The sequence below is a fragment of the Chitinophaga chungangae genome, assembly GCF_017742215.1.
Lineage (GTDB): Bacteria > Bacteroidota > Bacteroidia > Chitinophagales > Chitinophagaceae > Chitinophaga > Chitinophaga chungangae.
Window position 1 is genome coordinate 749,374 of sequence record NZ_JAGHKP010000004.1, and the last position, 16,448, is coordinate 765,821.

Consider the following 16,448-nt stretch of genomic DNA (forward strand, 5'->3'; position numbering starts at 1 on the left):
GAGTTTGTTATGAAACACCTCTTCTACCTGTCATTCCTTCTCTTCCTGCCGCTGCTCATGCGCGCGCAGCAGGGAGTGTACATTGCGCCCGGCGCCCGTATACAGGTCGCTTCCGGCGAGATAGTGTCCATCTACGGCAATGTAGTGAACGACGGCGGTTTCGGTTCGAATCAGACTTCGATCATCAATTTCTATGGCAAAAGCTGGAGCAACGGCTCCGGCGCCACCCTGCCAGACGAAAGCGCCAACGGTTTCAGCGGCAAAGGCGGGTTGTTCCGTTTCTCCGGCAACAATCCTTTGTACGGCAATCTCGGCGCGCAGCAACTGTTCGGCGGGTATAACGCAAGCAGCCGCCTCGGCGCCACTTTTCCCAACTTCGATGTCAATAACCGCCTCGGCATTTTGCTTAGCGACCTGAGCGATATGAAAGTGCGCAACAATCTTAATTTTTCCAGCGGCCATCTTTTCCTCAACGGGTGGAACCTTGTGGTAGGAAACGGCAATCCCGGCACCATCACCGGTTACAGCGAACAATCGTTCATCATCACCGGCAGCAGCATCGCCGGGGGATTTGTATACCGCGAAGGCGTAAGCACGGCCGCGGGCAAAGTGGTGTTTCCCATCGGCACATCGCCCGCCACCTATGCGCCCGCCGCGATAGAATACACCGGCGCTTCGGACGAGTTCAGGGCGCGCGTGTTCGACAGCGTGTACCAGTTCGCGATCTCGGGCCTGGTCAACAAACTCGACTTCACCAACAAAACCTGGAACCTCGCGCGCGGCAGAACGGACGCTTCGGAAGCGAACCTTACGCTGCAGCACATGGATGCGGACGAAGGCCGCGATTACGCCTTGCACCGCGCTTCCAGCTATGTAACGCGTTTTGTCAACAACGCATGGGATTACATGGAACCGGAAACCTTTCCCACCACCGGTAATCTCACCACCACGAACACATTGAGAAACGCCACGATGCACGTCCGCCGTTTCAGGGACGGCATCCGCAGCAACGAATATTTTACAAAGGCATCTATCCTGTACGGGCCGTATGCACCTGCTGTTTTTATTTATTTCAACGCCTGGCGCCTCAACGAAAATTTCGCGCAGCTGGAATGGTCCGTTTCGCGCGAGCTGAACAACGCACGCTTCGAGATCGAGCGCCGGCTGGACAACGACACGGGTTTCGTGAAAGTAGGCGAGATCGGCACGCTGGCGCCCAACGGCAACATCAACACCCGGCTCGATTACCGGTATGTGGACCCGAATAATTACGACGGCTGGAGTTATTACCGCATCAAAGCGGTGGGCCGCAGCAACGGCCGGGTGAGTTATTCGGAGATCAGGGCCGTGCCGCCGTTCCTGCGCATAGAAGTGTTCCCCAACCCCAACCGCGGGCAATTCACCGTGCGGATCAGGGGCGAACAAACGGAAGTGAGCATGCACCTCATGAACAGCCTCGGCCAGCTCATCGAACAGTTCACCATCGAAGGCGGGCGCGACCTGCGTATAGACGCGCTGGCGAAGGGCACTTACCTCCTCGTATTCTACGAAAAAGGCACCAACCGCCTGATACGCACCCATAAAGTAGTGGTGATCGACAGATAGGCGGAACGACCGATTTTCCCTTGGATTTTTCCTGGATTTAAGGCAACTTTGCAATGGCGCCTCAGCCATGAATGCAGACACTTAAAAACCGGGGCTTGAAGAAAATAATCATCACGATAGACGGGTATTCTTCCTGCGGGAAGAGCACATTGGCGAAACAACTCGCCAAAAAGCTGAACTATTTGTATATAGACAGCGGCGCCATGTACCGGGCTATCACGCTTTATTTTATTCAGCATACGGTGAACTGGCAGGAGGCCGCCGACGTAAAACTAGCGCTGCAGAACATTCACCTCGAATTTGTGCACAACCAGATCTCCGGCCAAAGCGATATGTACCTCAACGACGAGAACGTGGAACAGCTGATCCGGGAAATGCTGGTGGCGGAAAAGGTGAGCGAAGTGGCCGCCATCCGCGAAGTGCGCGAATTTGCCGTGGCACAGCAGCAAAAGATGGGAAAAGAAAAAGGGATCGTGATGGATGGAAGGGACATCGGCACCGTCGTGTTCCCGCATGCGGAACTGAAGATCTTTATGACGGCGGACCCCGCCATCCGCGTGGAACGCAGGTTTAAGGAACTGTACGAAAAAAATAAGAATATCACGCTGCACGAAGTGAAAGAGAACCTGGAACTGCGCGATTATATCGATTCAAACCGTGAAATAAGCCCGCTCCGGAAAGCGGAAGACGCGATCATTCTCGACAACAGCCAGCTGACCATGCCGGAACAGCTGGACCTGGTGCTGCAATGGGTGGAAGACGCGATTATGGCACATTCGTCTTGAAATATTTTTTGTATATCAAAAAACCTTATTATCTTTGGTTTGTTAAGGGAGCACCCCTCCCTTTATCGTCAGCTATAGTAGTAATGTAATAATAACCTCATCCTCAGAAATTCCTGCTATTTAATGGTCTTGCCCTGCTTTCCGTCTATGATGGGCCGCAGATGATACATGCCGCTGATACTATTTGGACCAGACCTTGACTTATTCCTGGAAAAGAACCGAAACTTTGTTGCCGTCAGGCGTCGATGCCTGACAAAAGCTGCCGGATAGCGCATTGCGGACCCGGTAACTTTCCCGACGCAACATGTTGGTTCCTGTGTGTCGTCCAAAAAGGCTTTTTAAGCCATATCCGGATTGTATCCAGTAACAAAGACCATGCTATTAACCGTCTATAAACGAACTGTGATATAAATCAGAACATCCTGCGCCTTGTAGTTCAGGCTGTTGCAAACGTAATGTGAAATGCGGGCCAATGGCCCTGTTTCATATTTTCAGTAGGTGTATTCGGTTAATAGGAAAGGGGCGAATTCTTTCGCCCCTTCGCTTTTACACCTTATAAAGGGTTCGTGCAGATGTCGCAATTAAATTTTACCTTGTGAAGGCTGTTTGCCTGCTAACGATGCCCTTTAAAGGGTCGCAGGTGGAACAGCAGCTGTTTTCACCTGATACCATGTCGAAAAGAGGGCTCTTTTTCCTGATATGCCTGTTGCTCCTGCTGCCCGCGGCCAGAACCGCCGCGCAGGATTCCGTATGGGTTTTCCGCAGCCTCGATTCCGTTCGCAAACTGGCGGATGATACCGCCAAGGTGAATGCCATCATGGCCCAATCCAAAAAATATTTCCGTTATTTCGACCGCAAAAACCAGGAAAATCCTTTCCTCCAGGAAGCCATTTCCGTCAGCTCCCGCATTAAATACCACAAAGGCACCGCGGAGGCTTATAACGAAATGGGCACTTCCAAACGCAACAAAAGCCAGTACATCCTCGCCACCGAATACCACGAAAAAGCCCTGGCCGCCGCGGAAGACAGCCGCGACGACCGCCTTATCGCCGTGTCGCTCAACAACATCGGCGTGGATTACCGCCGGCGCGACATGCTGGAGAAAGCCTTCGATTTCCATTTCCGCGCCCTCCGGCTGGCGGAAAAGATCAACGACGTGCGCAACATCACCATCGCCACCAACTCCATCGGCAACATCAATCTCAGCGATGGGAAATACGAAGACGCCATTCGCGAATTCACCCGCAGCCTGCGCCTCGAGCAGGAAAGCGACAACGATCTCGGCGTGGCGATCAATCTCGGCAACCTCGGTTACGCGTATGAATACCTTGGCAAGCTGGACCTGGCGATCGATTATTATGAACGTTCGCTTGCCGTGAACCAGCGGCTGGGCAATTCCACCGGCATGTCTATCTGCTACACCTGCCTGGGCACCGCTTACCAGAAAAAGAAAAATTATACCCTGGCGATGGATTACCTCCAGAAAGCCCTCGAAGTGAACGACCGGGTGGACGATAAGGTGCATGTGGCCGAAAGTCATCTCAGCATCGGCCGGCTGCTCAACGAAGAAGGCAAACACGAAGACGCGCGCGTGCATATACAGCGGGCGCTCGACCTCGGGCATCAGTGGGGCTTCAAAAGCGTGCTGATGGAAGGGTATAAGGCCATGGCGGACAATTACAAAGGCGAAGGCGATTACGCCCGGTCGCTCGACAATACGAACCTCTCCCTTCAGTATAAGGACAGCATCCTCGAAGAGCGCTCCAGCATCGAGTTTGCCCAGATGAAAGCCATGCACGAAGTGTATCAGAAAGACAACCAGATCAAGGAACTGCAGCGCGAGCAGGACCTCAGCCAGCTGCGCATCCGCCGCAACCTGGCCCTCGCCATTGCGCTGGCGGGTTTCCTGTTCATGCTGATCGTGGGCGGCTTCTTTTACATCCGCCACCGCAACCTCCAGGCCAACCGGCAAACCCTGCAGCTGGAGCTGCGTTCGCTGCGCTCGCAGATGAACCCGCATTTCATTTTTAATTCCCTCAGCTCCATTCACCGCTACATCTGGAGCAACAACCAGGAAGAGGCCAGCGACTACCTCACGAAGTTCTCCAAGCTGATGCGCATGATACTCGACAACAGCCAGCATACCTTCATCCCGCTCAACAAAGAGCTGGATTCGCTGCGGCTGTATCTGGACCTGGAAACGCTGCGCTGCAACAACATTTTCGATTACCACATCGCCGTGGGTGAAAATATCAACGACGAAGAAGTGCTGATCCCGCCGATGATCATCCAACCTTATGTTGAAAACGCCATCTGGCACGGATTGGTGCACCGGCAGGAAAAAGGGCGGCTGGAAATATCCGTGTCGCTCACGGGAAGGGTGCTGGCGGTAACGGTGACAGACAACGGCATCGGCCGGAAAATGGCGATGGAGATCAAGGCGAAGAAAGACCGCACCCACAATTCCATGGGCATGAAAGTGACGGAGGGCCGTATTGCGCTGATCCGCAAGATCAACAACACCAAAGACGCCAACGTAGAGATACTCGACCTGCAGGACAATGGGGGGCAGGCTTCGGGCACGCAGGTGAAGATCGTATTGCCGGCGGAATTCCTGTTTTAGATTCAACCATTGCAGAGAAATATAAAAAACATTACATGAGTGACATCAAAGCCATTATCGTTGACGACGAGCAGCATTGTATCGACGCCCTACGCGCGATGCTGCAAAAAAAATGTCCTGAAGTGAGCATTCTTGCCGGGGTAAACAGCGTTAAGGAAGCGAGGCAACTGATCGACGAGCTGCAGCCCGACCTCGTTTTCCTCGACGTGGAAATGCCACATCAGAACGGGTTCGAATTGCTCAAACAATACGACAGGATCTCGTTCGATGTGATATTCACCACCGCTTACGAACAGTACGCGCTGAAAGCGATCAAATTCAACGCGCTCGACTACCTGCTCAAACCTTTCAGCGTGCAGGAGCTCCAGGAAGCGCTGCGCAAATTCCAGGAAAGGCGTTCGCAGAAGCAGGACACGGCCATCGCGCCGCTGGAGGTTTTTTTGCAGAACATGAAAACTTTACAGCAGACGAACAAAAAGATCGCGCTGCCGACCATCAACGGCCTGGTGTTCATGCCCGTGCAGAACATCGTGCGCTGCGAATCCACCGGCAATTACACCAAGATATTTTTCACGGACAAAAAGCAGCTGCTGGTATCCAAGCCGCTGAAGGAATTTGAGGAGCTGCTCACGGATGTGGATTTTTTCCGGGTGCATAACTCGCACCTGATCAATCTCCAGCAGATGGAATCGTACCTCCAGGGCGAGGGCGGCTTTGCCCTGATGAGCGACGGCACGCAGGTAGAAGTGTCACGCCGGCGTAAAGCGGAATTCCTGAAAAAGGCGATGCATTTCTGAATGCCGTAATTCCGTATCCGATTTTATGCTCATTCTTGCCAGTTATCGCCGATACGATACCGGATATTAAATACCGGTTGCACACTGCTGATGTGCGTATTACTTTTGTATCACACAAAAAGAAAGTCGATTGTTTGTTATAAGAATTAAGAATTTTCTCTGCATTACTAGCGTTTGATTAGCCCCAAAGGAAAAAGGCACCTTCTGGTGTCTTTTTTGTTTTGCCTAAGCCTGAAGCGGGTTTTAGGGTATGTGGCATATCCGCGAAACCATCCGCTGTCATTTTTTGAAAAAACAAATCATCAGCCGGCGAAATAGTTTCCTCCTTCCGCCAATATGTTGGGGAAAAGAATTGGCGATTAAAAAGACGAATAATCAGTTGGTAAACCTGGCTGCCGTTTCTTCCACCTTTTCTTCCAACCCATAAAAAGACAGGAGTTTGCGGATCACGCCTTCCACGATCGCGTCGGGGCAGCTGGCGCCGCTGGTGAGCAGCAGGGTGACAGGCTCTTTTTCGGGCAGGAATTGAAAGCTGTGCAGTTCCTGGTGGTGATGGAAATCATAATGCAGCAGCTCGTTGCGGGACAGCAGTTTTTCTTCGCCGGATATAAAGTAAGTGGGGAGTTTTTCTTCGCAAAGCTCCACGAGATGCGAGGTGTTGGAGCTGTTGTACCCGCCCACCACGATGGCAAGGTCTGCCTCGGCCTCCAGCATGCCGGTTACGGCCGTCTGGTTGTCGTTGGTGGCATAGCAGAGCGTATCGCGGGTGTCTGCAAAACGTTCGGAGATGCGGTCTTCCGCCAGCCCGTATTTCTGCTGGATGGACTGTTTCACATAATCCGCGATGGCCTGGGTTTCAGACGCCAGCATGGTGGTTTGGTTCACCACGCCTACCCTTTGCAGGTGTTTGTTCACATCGAACCCTTCGGAATATTGGCCTTTAAATTCTTCGTAAAAGTTTTCCGCCGGGGCTTCGCCGAGAATGTAAGCGGCCAGGCGGTGCGTTTGCTCCATGTCTTTCACCACCACGGTGGGCGTATGCGAGCGGCTGTGCGAGAAGGTGGCCCGGGTTTCTTCGTGTTTGGGCTTGCCGTGCACGATCACGGTGTATTCTTTCGCGCCGATCTGTTCCGCCTTGTTCCACACCCTTTCCACGAATGGGCAGGTGGTGTTGTATTGCAGCGGGACAATGCCCAGCGATTGCAGCCTGGATTCTATTTCAAGGGTGGTGCCGAACGCGGGGATGATCACGATATCGTCCGGCCGGAGGTCTTCCCAGGGAATGAGTTGTCTGCCCGAGGTATCCATCAGGAAACGTACCCCGCGGGAAAGCAGGTCGTTGTTCACCTGCGGGTTATGGATCATTTCGCTGAGCAGGAAAATGCGTTTGCCTTCGTTTTCCTCCACGGTCCTGAACGCGATCTCGATAGCGTTCTCGACGCCGTAACAAAACCCGAAATGCCGGGCCAGTAAAATGCGGAGCGGGCCGAAATCGAGCAGGGTGGGACTGAAGTCTTTCTTCATGCGGTCCTGCTGTTTGCGCTGTTGTTTGATGGCGGAGATCAGCGGGCTGCGGTATATGACGGGTACGTTGAATGTTTTCATGTTTCAGGCCGGACTGTGTCCGGTAGGGCAAAATTACAAAATGTGGGGGTGAGGGAGTGAAATTTCTGATTCCCGCATTTTTAACTTATCTTGTAATGGCGTAAAAACCTATACGTTGAAAGCATCCAAAATCCTGACGACGGGCATCGTGTGCCTGTTCCTTGCAGTATCCGTCACCCGGGCGCAAAGCCCCCGGCATTTCCGGGATTCCCTCATCGCCAGGGCCGTAAAACAATTGATAGACAGCAGGCAGTTCATATTTTTCGTGCAGTCGGTAATGGCTCCCGGCGGGCAAAGCGTGCCTATGGCGGGGGAAAATTATACTTTCCGTATCCGGACGGACACGGTGCTGCTCAACCTGCCCTATGTGGGGCGCAGCCACCAGGCGGTAACGGATTACAACCAGGTGGGCTTCAACTTCAAAGCCGGCAACATCGATTACAAGATAAAAGAACGGAAAAGAGGGGGCTGGGACGTGACCATTCCCGTTCATAATTCTACCCAAGTAAGCCTGATCGTGCTGAATGTGCTGAAAAACGGTTCGGCCACGCTGCACCTTACACCGAGAAATAAACAGCCGATCTCCTACCAGGGGAATATCGCGGAAAAAGAATAGGAGAATGCATGACCTTGTACAGACAAATCAGGTTTCATGCCGGAATAGTTTATCTTCATGCCGTCTTTTATTACGGGTATGGAGTACGCTTTATGTGGTTGCCGCAGTATCTTCCGGGATAAAATATTCCGAAGGCGGGGAATATCTCTCATTCTGTATTCTTCGCAGAGGATTTCGGCTCCAATGGCGACGATCTTTTCATAGCCCGCTAACGCTACCCAGGAGCGTTTTTCCACTGCGGCCCGCGCCGGAAATATCCGCGTTTGGAATGTAGTGTGACAAAGTAAAAAAAGGAATGTTCTACAGGCCCTCTGGTGGTCCGGAAAAGTGGGAACTACGAAAAAAAGGAACATTATCACCAGGCCGGCCCTGAAATGCCGCCCTGTCGCAGATCTTGAGGATCTGCCCCGACAATAGGATTTTACGTTTACTGATAAACAATCTGATCAGGCCCCGGTTCTCCGGGGCTTAGCTTTTTCGAGAAATAAATGCAAATGCAAATATTGAGAAGCATGATTGTCATGAGCATCATGCAAAACAAGGATATTATTCTTCGTTGTTAATAAAGGCCGATAACCCGCAAAAGCGATTTTACATTGATGCTTTTTAGCGGCATTTAAACGAGCTTCTTCCCGAGAAGATGATTACCATAAAATTTTCTTTCCTTGTAAATCGTTATCAACTTTACTTTTCGTCGCTGTATTTGCGCAGCCAGGTTTTTTCTTCGGTGGTGAGGCTGTTGTACCCTTTTTCGTTGATCTTGTCCAGCAGCTGGTCGAGGCGGGAAGCGTGGCTGGGCTCGCCGTTTCGCACGACGCGCAGCGGGGATTTTTTGGGTTTGAACTTTTTCGCGGCGGGTTCGGTATTGCGGGAGAAACGGTTGCCGGCCCAGTCGAAGAAATCGGAGATCGGGGCTACGAGGTCTCTGCCTGCCCTCAGCTGGCGAACGTAGAGATAACCGAAAGCGGCGCCTGCAAGATGGGCCACATGGCCGCCAAAGTTATTGTGCGGTAAAGACACGAGGTCGATGAACACCAGCGCGGCGGCCACCCATTTGATGCGCACGTTCATGATGAAAAACAGCTGTATCTCCAGGTTGGGCAGGATGGTTGCGCCGGCTACCACAAAACACATAACGGCCCCGGATGCGCCGATACCGGTGGAATCGATGCCTCTCAGGCTGGGGATCACGTTGTAGACCAGGAGAATGACAAGCGAGCATAAAAAGCCGCTCAGCAGGTAGAGGGGCACTACGCGTTTGTTGCCCAGTTCTGAACGGAACAGGTTGCCGAAGAAAAAGAAGATCAGCATGTTGCCCAGCAGGTGCCATACTCCCGCATGCGTAAATGCGGAAGTGATCACGCCCCAGGGTTTCCGCAGGAAAACGGAGGGCAGGCTGTGCATGGCGAGGTTATCGTAGAGGAAGGCCGCGGGTGCGGTGGAGCCGGTAGCCTGGACGATAAATTGGGAGATAACGAACAGCAGAAAAACAGCAATATTGATGATAATGAGGATAGTGACCGAGTTGCCTTGTTTCACCCAGTGTTTGAAGTCCGATTTGAGGGAAGTTCCGTTCATACCGGAAAATTAAAGAAAAAATACTTGCCCGCCCGCATTCCTCGCAGAATTGCGCGGGAAGGCCGGCTTAGCGATTATCGTGAAAAAAATATGTAACTGCTTCGTTTACAGTATAGGATGGGCTCAAATAAACTTGCCGGGAAGGGATAATCTCCGTATCTTTGCACTCCTTAAATCATTTTACATTGGAAGAAAACAACATTACTAACGAACAAAACGCTGAACAACAGGCTCCCGTAGCGGAAACCGCTACCGTAGAAACAGCGACAACAAATGCTCCTGTTGCCACCGCTCACGACGATTTCGACTGGAGCGTGGACAAACGTAACGTATCTTCTTACTCCAAAGCCGAGAAAGAAAAGTACGACGCGACTTACGAAAGCACCTTTAAAGTGATCGAAGAGAACGGTCTGCTGACGGGTACTGTGGTAGGTCTTACCAAAACCGACGTGGTGCTGAACATCGGCTTCAAATCCGACGGTCTGATCTCCCTCAACGAATTCCGCGACCTGCCCCAGCTGAAAGTTGGCGACGAAGTGGAAGTGCTGGTGGTAGAAAAAGAAGACCGCGACGGCAACCTGCACCTGAGCCGCAAACAGGCTCGTATGCAGCGTGCATGGGAGCGCATCGTGGAAGTTTACAAAACCGGCGAAGTGGTTACTGGTACCGTTACCAGCAAAACCAAAGGCGGCCTGATCGTGGACGTGTACGGTATGGAAACGTTCCTGCCCGGCTCACAGATCGATGTTAAACCGGTTACCGATTACGACCAGTTCGTGGGCAAAACCATGGAGTTCAAAGTAGTGAAAGTGAACGAGGCTATCCGCAACGCCGTGGTATCTCACAAAGCGCTGATCGAAAGCGACATCGAACAACAACGCGTGGATATCATTTCCAAACTGGAGAAAGGCCAGGTATTGGAAGGTACCATCAAAAACATCACCGACTTCGGTGCGTTCATCGACCTGGGCGGTCTGGACGGCCTGCTGTATATCACCGATATCAGCTGGGGCCGCATCTCTCACCCGAGCGAAGTACTCCAGATGGACCAGAAGATCAACGTGGTGGTGCTGGACTTCGACGACGAGAAGAAACGCATCAGCCTCGGTTACAAGCAACTGACCCCGCACCCGTGGGATACTTTGCCTGCAACCATCACCGAAGGCGCCAAAGTAAAAGGCAAAGTGGTGAATATCGAAGATTACGGCGCATTCCTGGAAATTCTGCCTGGTGTAGAAGGCCTGGTGCACGTATCCGAGATCTCATGGGCTTCCACCCCGATCAACGCCAAAGAGTTCTTCAAACTGGGCGAAGAGTACGAAGCAGTGGTGGTTACCCTGAGCAAAGACGAGCGTAAAATGAGCCTGTCTATCAAACAACTCACCGAAGATCCCTGGTCTACCATCGAAACCAAATTCCCGCTGGACAGCCGTCACAAAGGCATCGTGAAAAACATCACTCCTTATGGCGTATTCGTTGAGCTGGAAACCGGCATCGGCGGCATGATCCACATCTCCGACCTGAGCTGGATCAAACGTTTCAATCACCCGAGCGAGTACACGAAAGTGGGCAACGAGATCGAAGTAGTGATCCTGGGCATTGATAAAGACAACCGCAAACTGAGCCTCGGCCACAAACAGATCGAAGAAGATCCCTGGAACACTTTCGAAACTATCTTCCCGATTGGTTCTATCCATGAAGGCACCGTAGTGAAGAAAGACGACAAAGGCGCTACCGTTCAGCTGCAATACGGCCTGGAAGCATACGCTCCCGCCCGTCACCTGCGCACTGAAGACGAGAAACCGATCGCTGTTGAAGATGTGAAAGAATTCATGATCATTGAATTTGACCGCAACGAAAAACGCATCCTGGTATCCCACACCAAAGTTTGGGAACAAGTGAAAGCCGACGAGAAAGACGCTGTGAAGAAAGAACAACGCGCTGAAGCTGAAAAGACCCGCAAAACGGTGAAAAACATCCAGTCTAAGGTAGAAAAAGCAACCCTGGGCGACCTGGGCGCGCTGGCCGAACTGAGAGAAAAGCTGAAACAGTCCGAAGGCGGTGAAGAAAAGAAAGGTGAATAATTGACGACGGATTCGTTTTAAAAATAAAAGTCCCCCGGTGAAAGCCGGGGGATTTTTTTTTATGGGAAATAATGGGCATGAGTTAACCCTTTTTTAGTAATCAGGTATCTAATATCATATGTAACAGCATAAAAGAAGCATTATTGGCCTTTTACCAACAAGATTTGAAGTGTTGAAGAATTGTTATCAGGGATAGATAAATTGAGATTATATATCATCCCGCTTTCAAAATACTCAATCATAGTAGGAAACGGGTGTCATAAGAAAACCAGGAGATTGCAGGACACTCCGGAGTGCAGTAAAGCCTGGAATCTGCTTGTTGAAATTGACAAACGATTAAAAGAACGAATCGCCAATGGTGAAATTATTTGGAAACAATTCTGGTTTGATGAAAAATGCACCACATATGATAAACTGACAGGTAATTTGCATTTTGAAATAGGTGACTGCTAACTTTTACCATGAAAACAAAATTTGATAAGATCGCTGAACGTATACCTGCCCATACACGGCTTATGGTATCGAAATGGTTTGACATCACGGAACGAATTTTAGAGATTCTGACCGAAAAAGGTATGACGCAGAAAGATCTGGCTGATCTTTTAGGCAAGAATGAATCGGAAATCAGCAAATGGATGAAAGGCGCCCATAATTTCACCCTTGATACAATTGCAAAAATTGAAATTGCACTTGGTGAAACGATTCTGTCATCACCTAACGCACGGAAAAAGGAATTTATCGTAGGTGAGGCCCGCGTTTTAAAAGAGGTTTTTATTGATCCGACAAGCGGAGGGACTGCCGCTCAAACTTTAGACAACCAGGTAACGATATCTATTAAGCAAGAATTGTCATTTTAGGAAATATGCAGTTTGGAGTTCAATATAAAAGTTTAAAATTAGTAGACTTCAAAGAAGAAATGCTGGAAGCGGTTGGTAATTCGGGCCGGGAAGGCAGATTGACCATTGATGCGTCAGTAGGGGTGCAAAAGGAAACAAAAATACTTACCGCTAAAATTCTTGTAGAAATATTTACAGGATCAGAGGATGCTGAAGAGGCGTCGGTTTTTGTCGGCTTAATATCCACCCAATCCGATTTTACACTTACCAACTGGGACGAAATAGTTAAAAACCTGGAAGGTGGTAAATATGATGTGCCGGATGAGTTACAGGCGAATTTAATCCGCATTGCTTATGATACTACCCGAGGTATGTTGAGAGTAAAAGCCCAGGGCAATATTTTACAGAATATATTATTGCCGGTTTTTAATCCTTTGGGCTATGTTAAAGCGAAACGAGATGAAATAAATCGTGGAAAATAATGAACGGGGTGCACAACAACCTTGTATACTGATTTACTTGGGAAATTTTTTACGCTACACTACAAATCCCTCAGCGAAAACGTTTTCGCTTTTACTTGCAGCAGCAACTATCATTCCGCTGAAATCCTTTATTCATCAGCCTTTCAGGATACCTATATACTCATAGCCAAAATTTATTAGGATAGTTTTAACACTTCTCCTACCTTCGCAACCTATTTAGTCTATAAAATTAATAGGGTTATAACCATGCGACACTTTTTCAAGTTAACCCTGCTTTTGCTATTGACCAACCTAGCTATTTATGCGCAAAGCAGGAAAATCACCGGTAAAGTTTCTACCGCAGACGGACAGCCGTTACCCGGCGTAACCGTTTTCATCAAAGGCACCTCCACCGGCACCATCACCGCGGCAGACGGCAGTTACAGCCTCGACGTGCCAGGCAATGCAGCCGATCTTACGTTCTCCCTCATCGGGATGGAAACGTTCACTCAACCGCTCTCCGGCCTCGCTTCCTACAACGTAACGCTCAAAACCAGCGACAAACAACTGCAGGAAGTAGTGGTCACCGCACTCGGCATTTCCCGCGCCACCAAAGCCCTCGGCTACGCCGTGCAGGAAGTGAAAAGCGCGGAACTGCAAACCCGCCCCACCAACGCATTGGGCGCGCTTTCCGGCAAAGTGGCCGGTTTGCAGGTGATCTCCTCCGGCGGTAACATGGGCGGTTCCACAAGAGTGCTGCTGCGCGGCATCAATTCCATTTCCGGCAACAACCAGCCGCTGTTCGTGATCGACGGCATCACTATCGACAATGCGGACATGAACACCAAAAGTACCGTCAATTCCTCCGCGGGTAAAGATGTGGGCAATATGATCCAGGACCTGAACCCGGATGATATCGAAAGCATCAACGTGCTGAAAGGCCCTGCCGCCGCCGCATTGTACGGCACTCGCGCAGCCAACGGCGTGTTTGTGATCACTACCAAAAAAGGCCGTGCCGGCAAAGGTTTCGACGTAACGCTCAACTCCGGCCTCGAATTCGAACGGCTCACGCGCCTGCCCGAACGCCAGCATTTGTACGGCGGCGGTAAAAGCAACACGTTCCAGACCGCTACCATCAACGGTACCGTTTACAACATCGTGGATTACGGCATGGACGAAAGCTGGGGACCTAAACTGGACGGCACGCCAGTGTTGCACTGGTACAACCTCGACCCCGAATACGCAGACGATTACCTGAAACCGCAACCCTGGTCGTATCCCAAATCAGACGTGGAAGATTTCTTCCGCACCGGCCTTGCGTCCAGCAACAATATCGCCATCAGCGGCGGCAACGAAAACCAGGCTTTCCGTCTTTCCTACACCAACCGCACCGTGCGCGGCACCGTGCCGAACTCGGACCTGCACAGGAATACGCTGAACCTTTCCGGTTCTTCCCGCTTCGGTAAGTTCCTCGCCACCGCCAACGTGAACTATGTAAAAAATCAAAGTACCGGCAGGCCATGGACCGGCGCCAGCAACCGCAACATCATGCTGGAAGCTTACCAGTGGGGACAAGTGCAGGTTGATTACGACAAACTGCGCGAATACAAACGCCCGGACGGCACGCCCCGAGCGTGGAACCGCAACAGCTACGAAAACACCGCCGCGGGCCGCGCCACCAAATACATCGACAATCCCTTCTGGAGCGCATACGAAAGTTATCTCGAAGAAAACCGCGACCGTTTTTATGGCAACATCGGCCTGTCTTACGACGTAAACAACTGGCTGCAGCTCAGCTCCAAAGTGAACGCCGATATTTATGATTACCAGAACCAGGACAGGATCGCGGTATTTTCCCGCAGCCAAAGCTCCTACAACGAATATTCCAACAACTTCAGCGAGTTCAACTACGAATTCATCGCCAATGCGAAAAAACGCTGGAACGACATTTCGTTGTCTGCCTTCGCCGGCGGCAACATCATGAACCAGAAACGCCGTATCAGCAATGCCGCCACGCAGGGCGGCCTCATCATACCGGATTATTACAACCTGAAAAACGCAAGCAGCGTGCTTAACGAATCCAACTTCTTCCACAAAAGCATTTATTCGCTTTTCGGAAGCGTATCGCTGGGTTACAAAAGTTTCCTGTTCCTCGACGGAACTTTGCGCAACGACTGGAGCAGCACATTGCCGCTGGATAAAAACTCCTTCGCTTATCCTTCTGTGTCTACCTCTTTCGTGATCAGCGAACTCGGCGAATTGAAAAATTCCAGCTGGGTAGACCTGCTCAAGCTCCGCCTCAGCTGGGCGCAGGTGGGCAACGACACCGATCCTTACCAATTGCTGAAAGCATACGAAGCCACACAGGCGTTCAACGGCAACGCCGGTTACAAACTTCCCAATATTTTCCCCAACGAAAACCTGAAACCGGAGATCACTTCTTCGTTCGAAGCAGGCGTGAGCTTTAAGGCATTCCGCAACAGGCTCGGGCTGGACCTGACAGTGTACACCAACGACAGCCGCAACCAGATCATCAATATCCCCGTTTCTACCGCTTTTGGTTATGAATCACAATTCATCAACGCGGGCGAGATCAACAACAAAGGCGTGGAAGTGAATCTGAACGTGGTGCCTATCACCAACAAAAATTTCAACTGGGACGTGAACCTCAACTGGAGCGCCAACCGCAACGAAGTGGTGAAACTGACGGACGACGCCAGTAGCTATCCCATCAACGATCCCACCGGCACGCTGGTGACCCTCGTGGCGCGTGAAGGCGAGCCTTACGGCCAGTTCCTGGGATATGATTTTGTGTACGACAACGAAGGCAATAAAGTGATCGGCCCGAACGGCGCTTACCTGCGCACGGAACAAATGGTGCCGCTGGGAAGCATCCTTCCCAAATGGCAATTCGGCATCGGTCAACGTTTTACTTACAAACGCTGGGATGCAGGCATTCTCATCGACGGGCGAGTGGGCGGCAAAGTATTTTCACAGACCTACAAAGTGGGTATGCAGACCGGCGTGCTGAAACCCACGGCTGAAAACGGCATCCGCGAAAACGGTCTCGTGCTGGACGGTGTGAACGGCACCGTAACGTTTAATCCCGACGGCACCTACAACGTAAGCGACACCAAAACGAACACCACGCGCATCTCCGCGATGGACTGGGCTTTGGGTTTCTCCAACGGTCCCACCACGCAGAGCATTTTCGACGGCACGTACGTAAAACTGCGCGAACTGACGGCGGGTTACACCATCCCGTTCTCCAAAAACAGCGTGGTGAGCCAGGTGCGCGTATCCGCCTACGGCAGGAACCTCTGGAACATTTACACGGTGAACGATTACATCGATCCGGAGCTGACCAACAGCGGCGGCAACATCCAGGGCATCGAAGGCGGCAACCTGCCGATACCGGCCACTTTCGGGTTTAACGTACAGGTGAAATTCTAGTAAAC

Annotated in this window: 11 protein-coding genes; 9 read left to right on the forward strand and 2 right to left on the reverse strand. The window is 51.2% G+C overall.

Translation table 11 applies throughout. The features are described 5' to 3' along the window. Window positions 1-9: 9 nt before the first annotated feature. The 4 genes from J7I43_RS22585 to J7I43_RS22600 all read left to right on the forward strand — a co-directional run bounded on the left by J7I43_RS22585 (window position 10) and on the right by J7I43_RS22600 (window position 5,810). Window positions 10-1,605, forward strand: a complete 1,596-nt coding sequence (locus J7I43_RS22585) for a T9SS type A sorting domain-containing protein (protein WP_209148157.1) — start codon at window positions 10-12, stop codon at window positions 1,603-1,605. A 95-nt stretch (window positions 1,606-1,700) separates the two neighbouring features. Further along, window positions 1,701-2,390 carry a (d)CMP kinase gene (gene cmk / locus J7I43_RS22590; RefSeq protein WP_209148161.1) on the forward strand — a complete coding sequence of 230 codons (690 nt, stop codon included), beginning with the start codon at window positions 1,701-1,703 and terminating at the stop codon, window positions 2,388-2,390. A 595-nt stretch (window positions 2,391-2,985) separates the two neighbouring features. Then, window positions 2,986-5,013 carry a tetratricopeptide repeat-containing sensor histidine kinase gene (locus J7I43_RS22595; RefSeq protein WP_209148163.1) on the forward strand — a complete coding sequence of 676 codons (2,028 nt, stop codon included), beginning with the start codon at window positions 2,986-2,988 and terminating at the stop codon, window positions 5,011-5,013. Window positions 5,014-5,048: 35 nt separating this feature from the next. Further along, on the forward strand, window positions 5,049-5,810 hold the full coding sequence (locus J7I43_RS22600) for a LytR/AlgR family response regulator transcription factor (RefSeq protein WP_209148165.1): 762 nt from the start codon (window positions 5,049-5,051) through the stop codon (window positions 5,808-5,810). A gap of 375 nt (window positions 5,811-6,185) precedes the next feature. Here J7I43_RS22600 and J7I43_RS22605 read toward each other — a convergent pair whose 3' ends face one another. Continuing rightward, entirely contained in the window at window positions 6,186-7,415 is a 1,230-nt protein-coding gene (locus J7I43_RS22605; protein WP_209148167.1) for a 4-hydroxy-3-methylbut-2-enyl diphosphate reductase, read from the reverse strand. 115 nt (window positions 7,416-7,530) lie between these two features. On the opposite strand from J7I43_RS22605, the gene J7I43_RS22610 reads away from it, so the two are divergent. Next, window positions 7,531-8,031, forward strand: a complete 501-nt coding sequence (locus J7I43_RS22610) for a DUF4251 domain-containing protein (protein ID WP_209148168.1) — start codon at window positions 7,531-7,533, stop codon at window positions 8,029-8,031. A 684-nt stretch (window positions 8,032-8,715) separates the two neighbouring features. Here the strand turns inward: J7I43_RS22610 and J7I43_RS22615 are convergent. Next, complete coding sequence (locus tag J7I43_RS22615; RefSeq protein WP_209148169.1) at window positions 8,716-9,609, reverse strand: rhomboid family intramembrane serine protease; 894 nt, start codon at window positions 9,607-9,609, stop codon at window positions 8,716-8,718. A gap of 185 nt (window positions 9,610-9,794) precedes the next feature. On the opposite strand from J7I43_RS22615, the gene rpsA reads away from it, so the two are divergent. The 4 genes from rpsA (at window position 9,795) to J7I43_RS22635 (ending at window position 16,443) form a co-directional block, all read left to right on the forward strand. Then, window positions 9,795-11,693 carry a 30S ribosomal protein S1 gene (rpsA, locus tag J7I43_RS22620; RefSeq protein WP_209148170.1) on the forward strand — a complete coding sequence of 633 codons (1,899 nt, stop codon included), beginning with the start codon at window positions 9,795-9,797 and terminating at the stop codon, window positions 11,691-11,693. Window positions 11,694-12,154: 461 nt separating this feature from the next. Continuing rightward, a complete protein-coding gene (locus tag J7I43_RS22625) occupies window positions 12,155-12,550 on the forward strand; it encodes a helix-turn-helix domain-containing protein (RefSeq protein ID WP_209148171.1) in 396 nt (131 codons plus the stop codon). Window positions 12,551-12,555: 5 nt separating this feature from the next. Further along, window positions 12,556-13,011 (forward strand): hypothetical protein, encoded by a 456-nt coding sequence (locus tag J7I43_RS22630; protein WP_209148172.1) that lies wholly within the window; start codon window positions 12,556-12,558, stop codon window positions 13,009-13,011. 282 nt (window positions 13,012-13,293) lie between these two features. Further along, a complete protein-coding gene (locus J7I43_RS22635; protein WP_209148173.1) occupies window positions 13,294-16,443 on the forward strand; it encodes a SusC/RagA family TonB-linked outer membrane protein in 3,150 nt (1,049 codons plus the stop codon). Window positions 16,444-16,448: the final 5 nt, after the last annotated feature.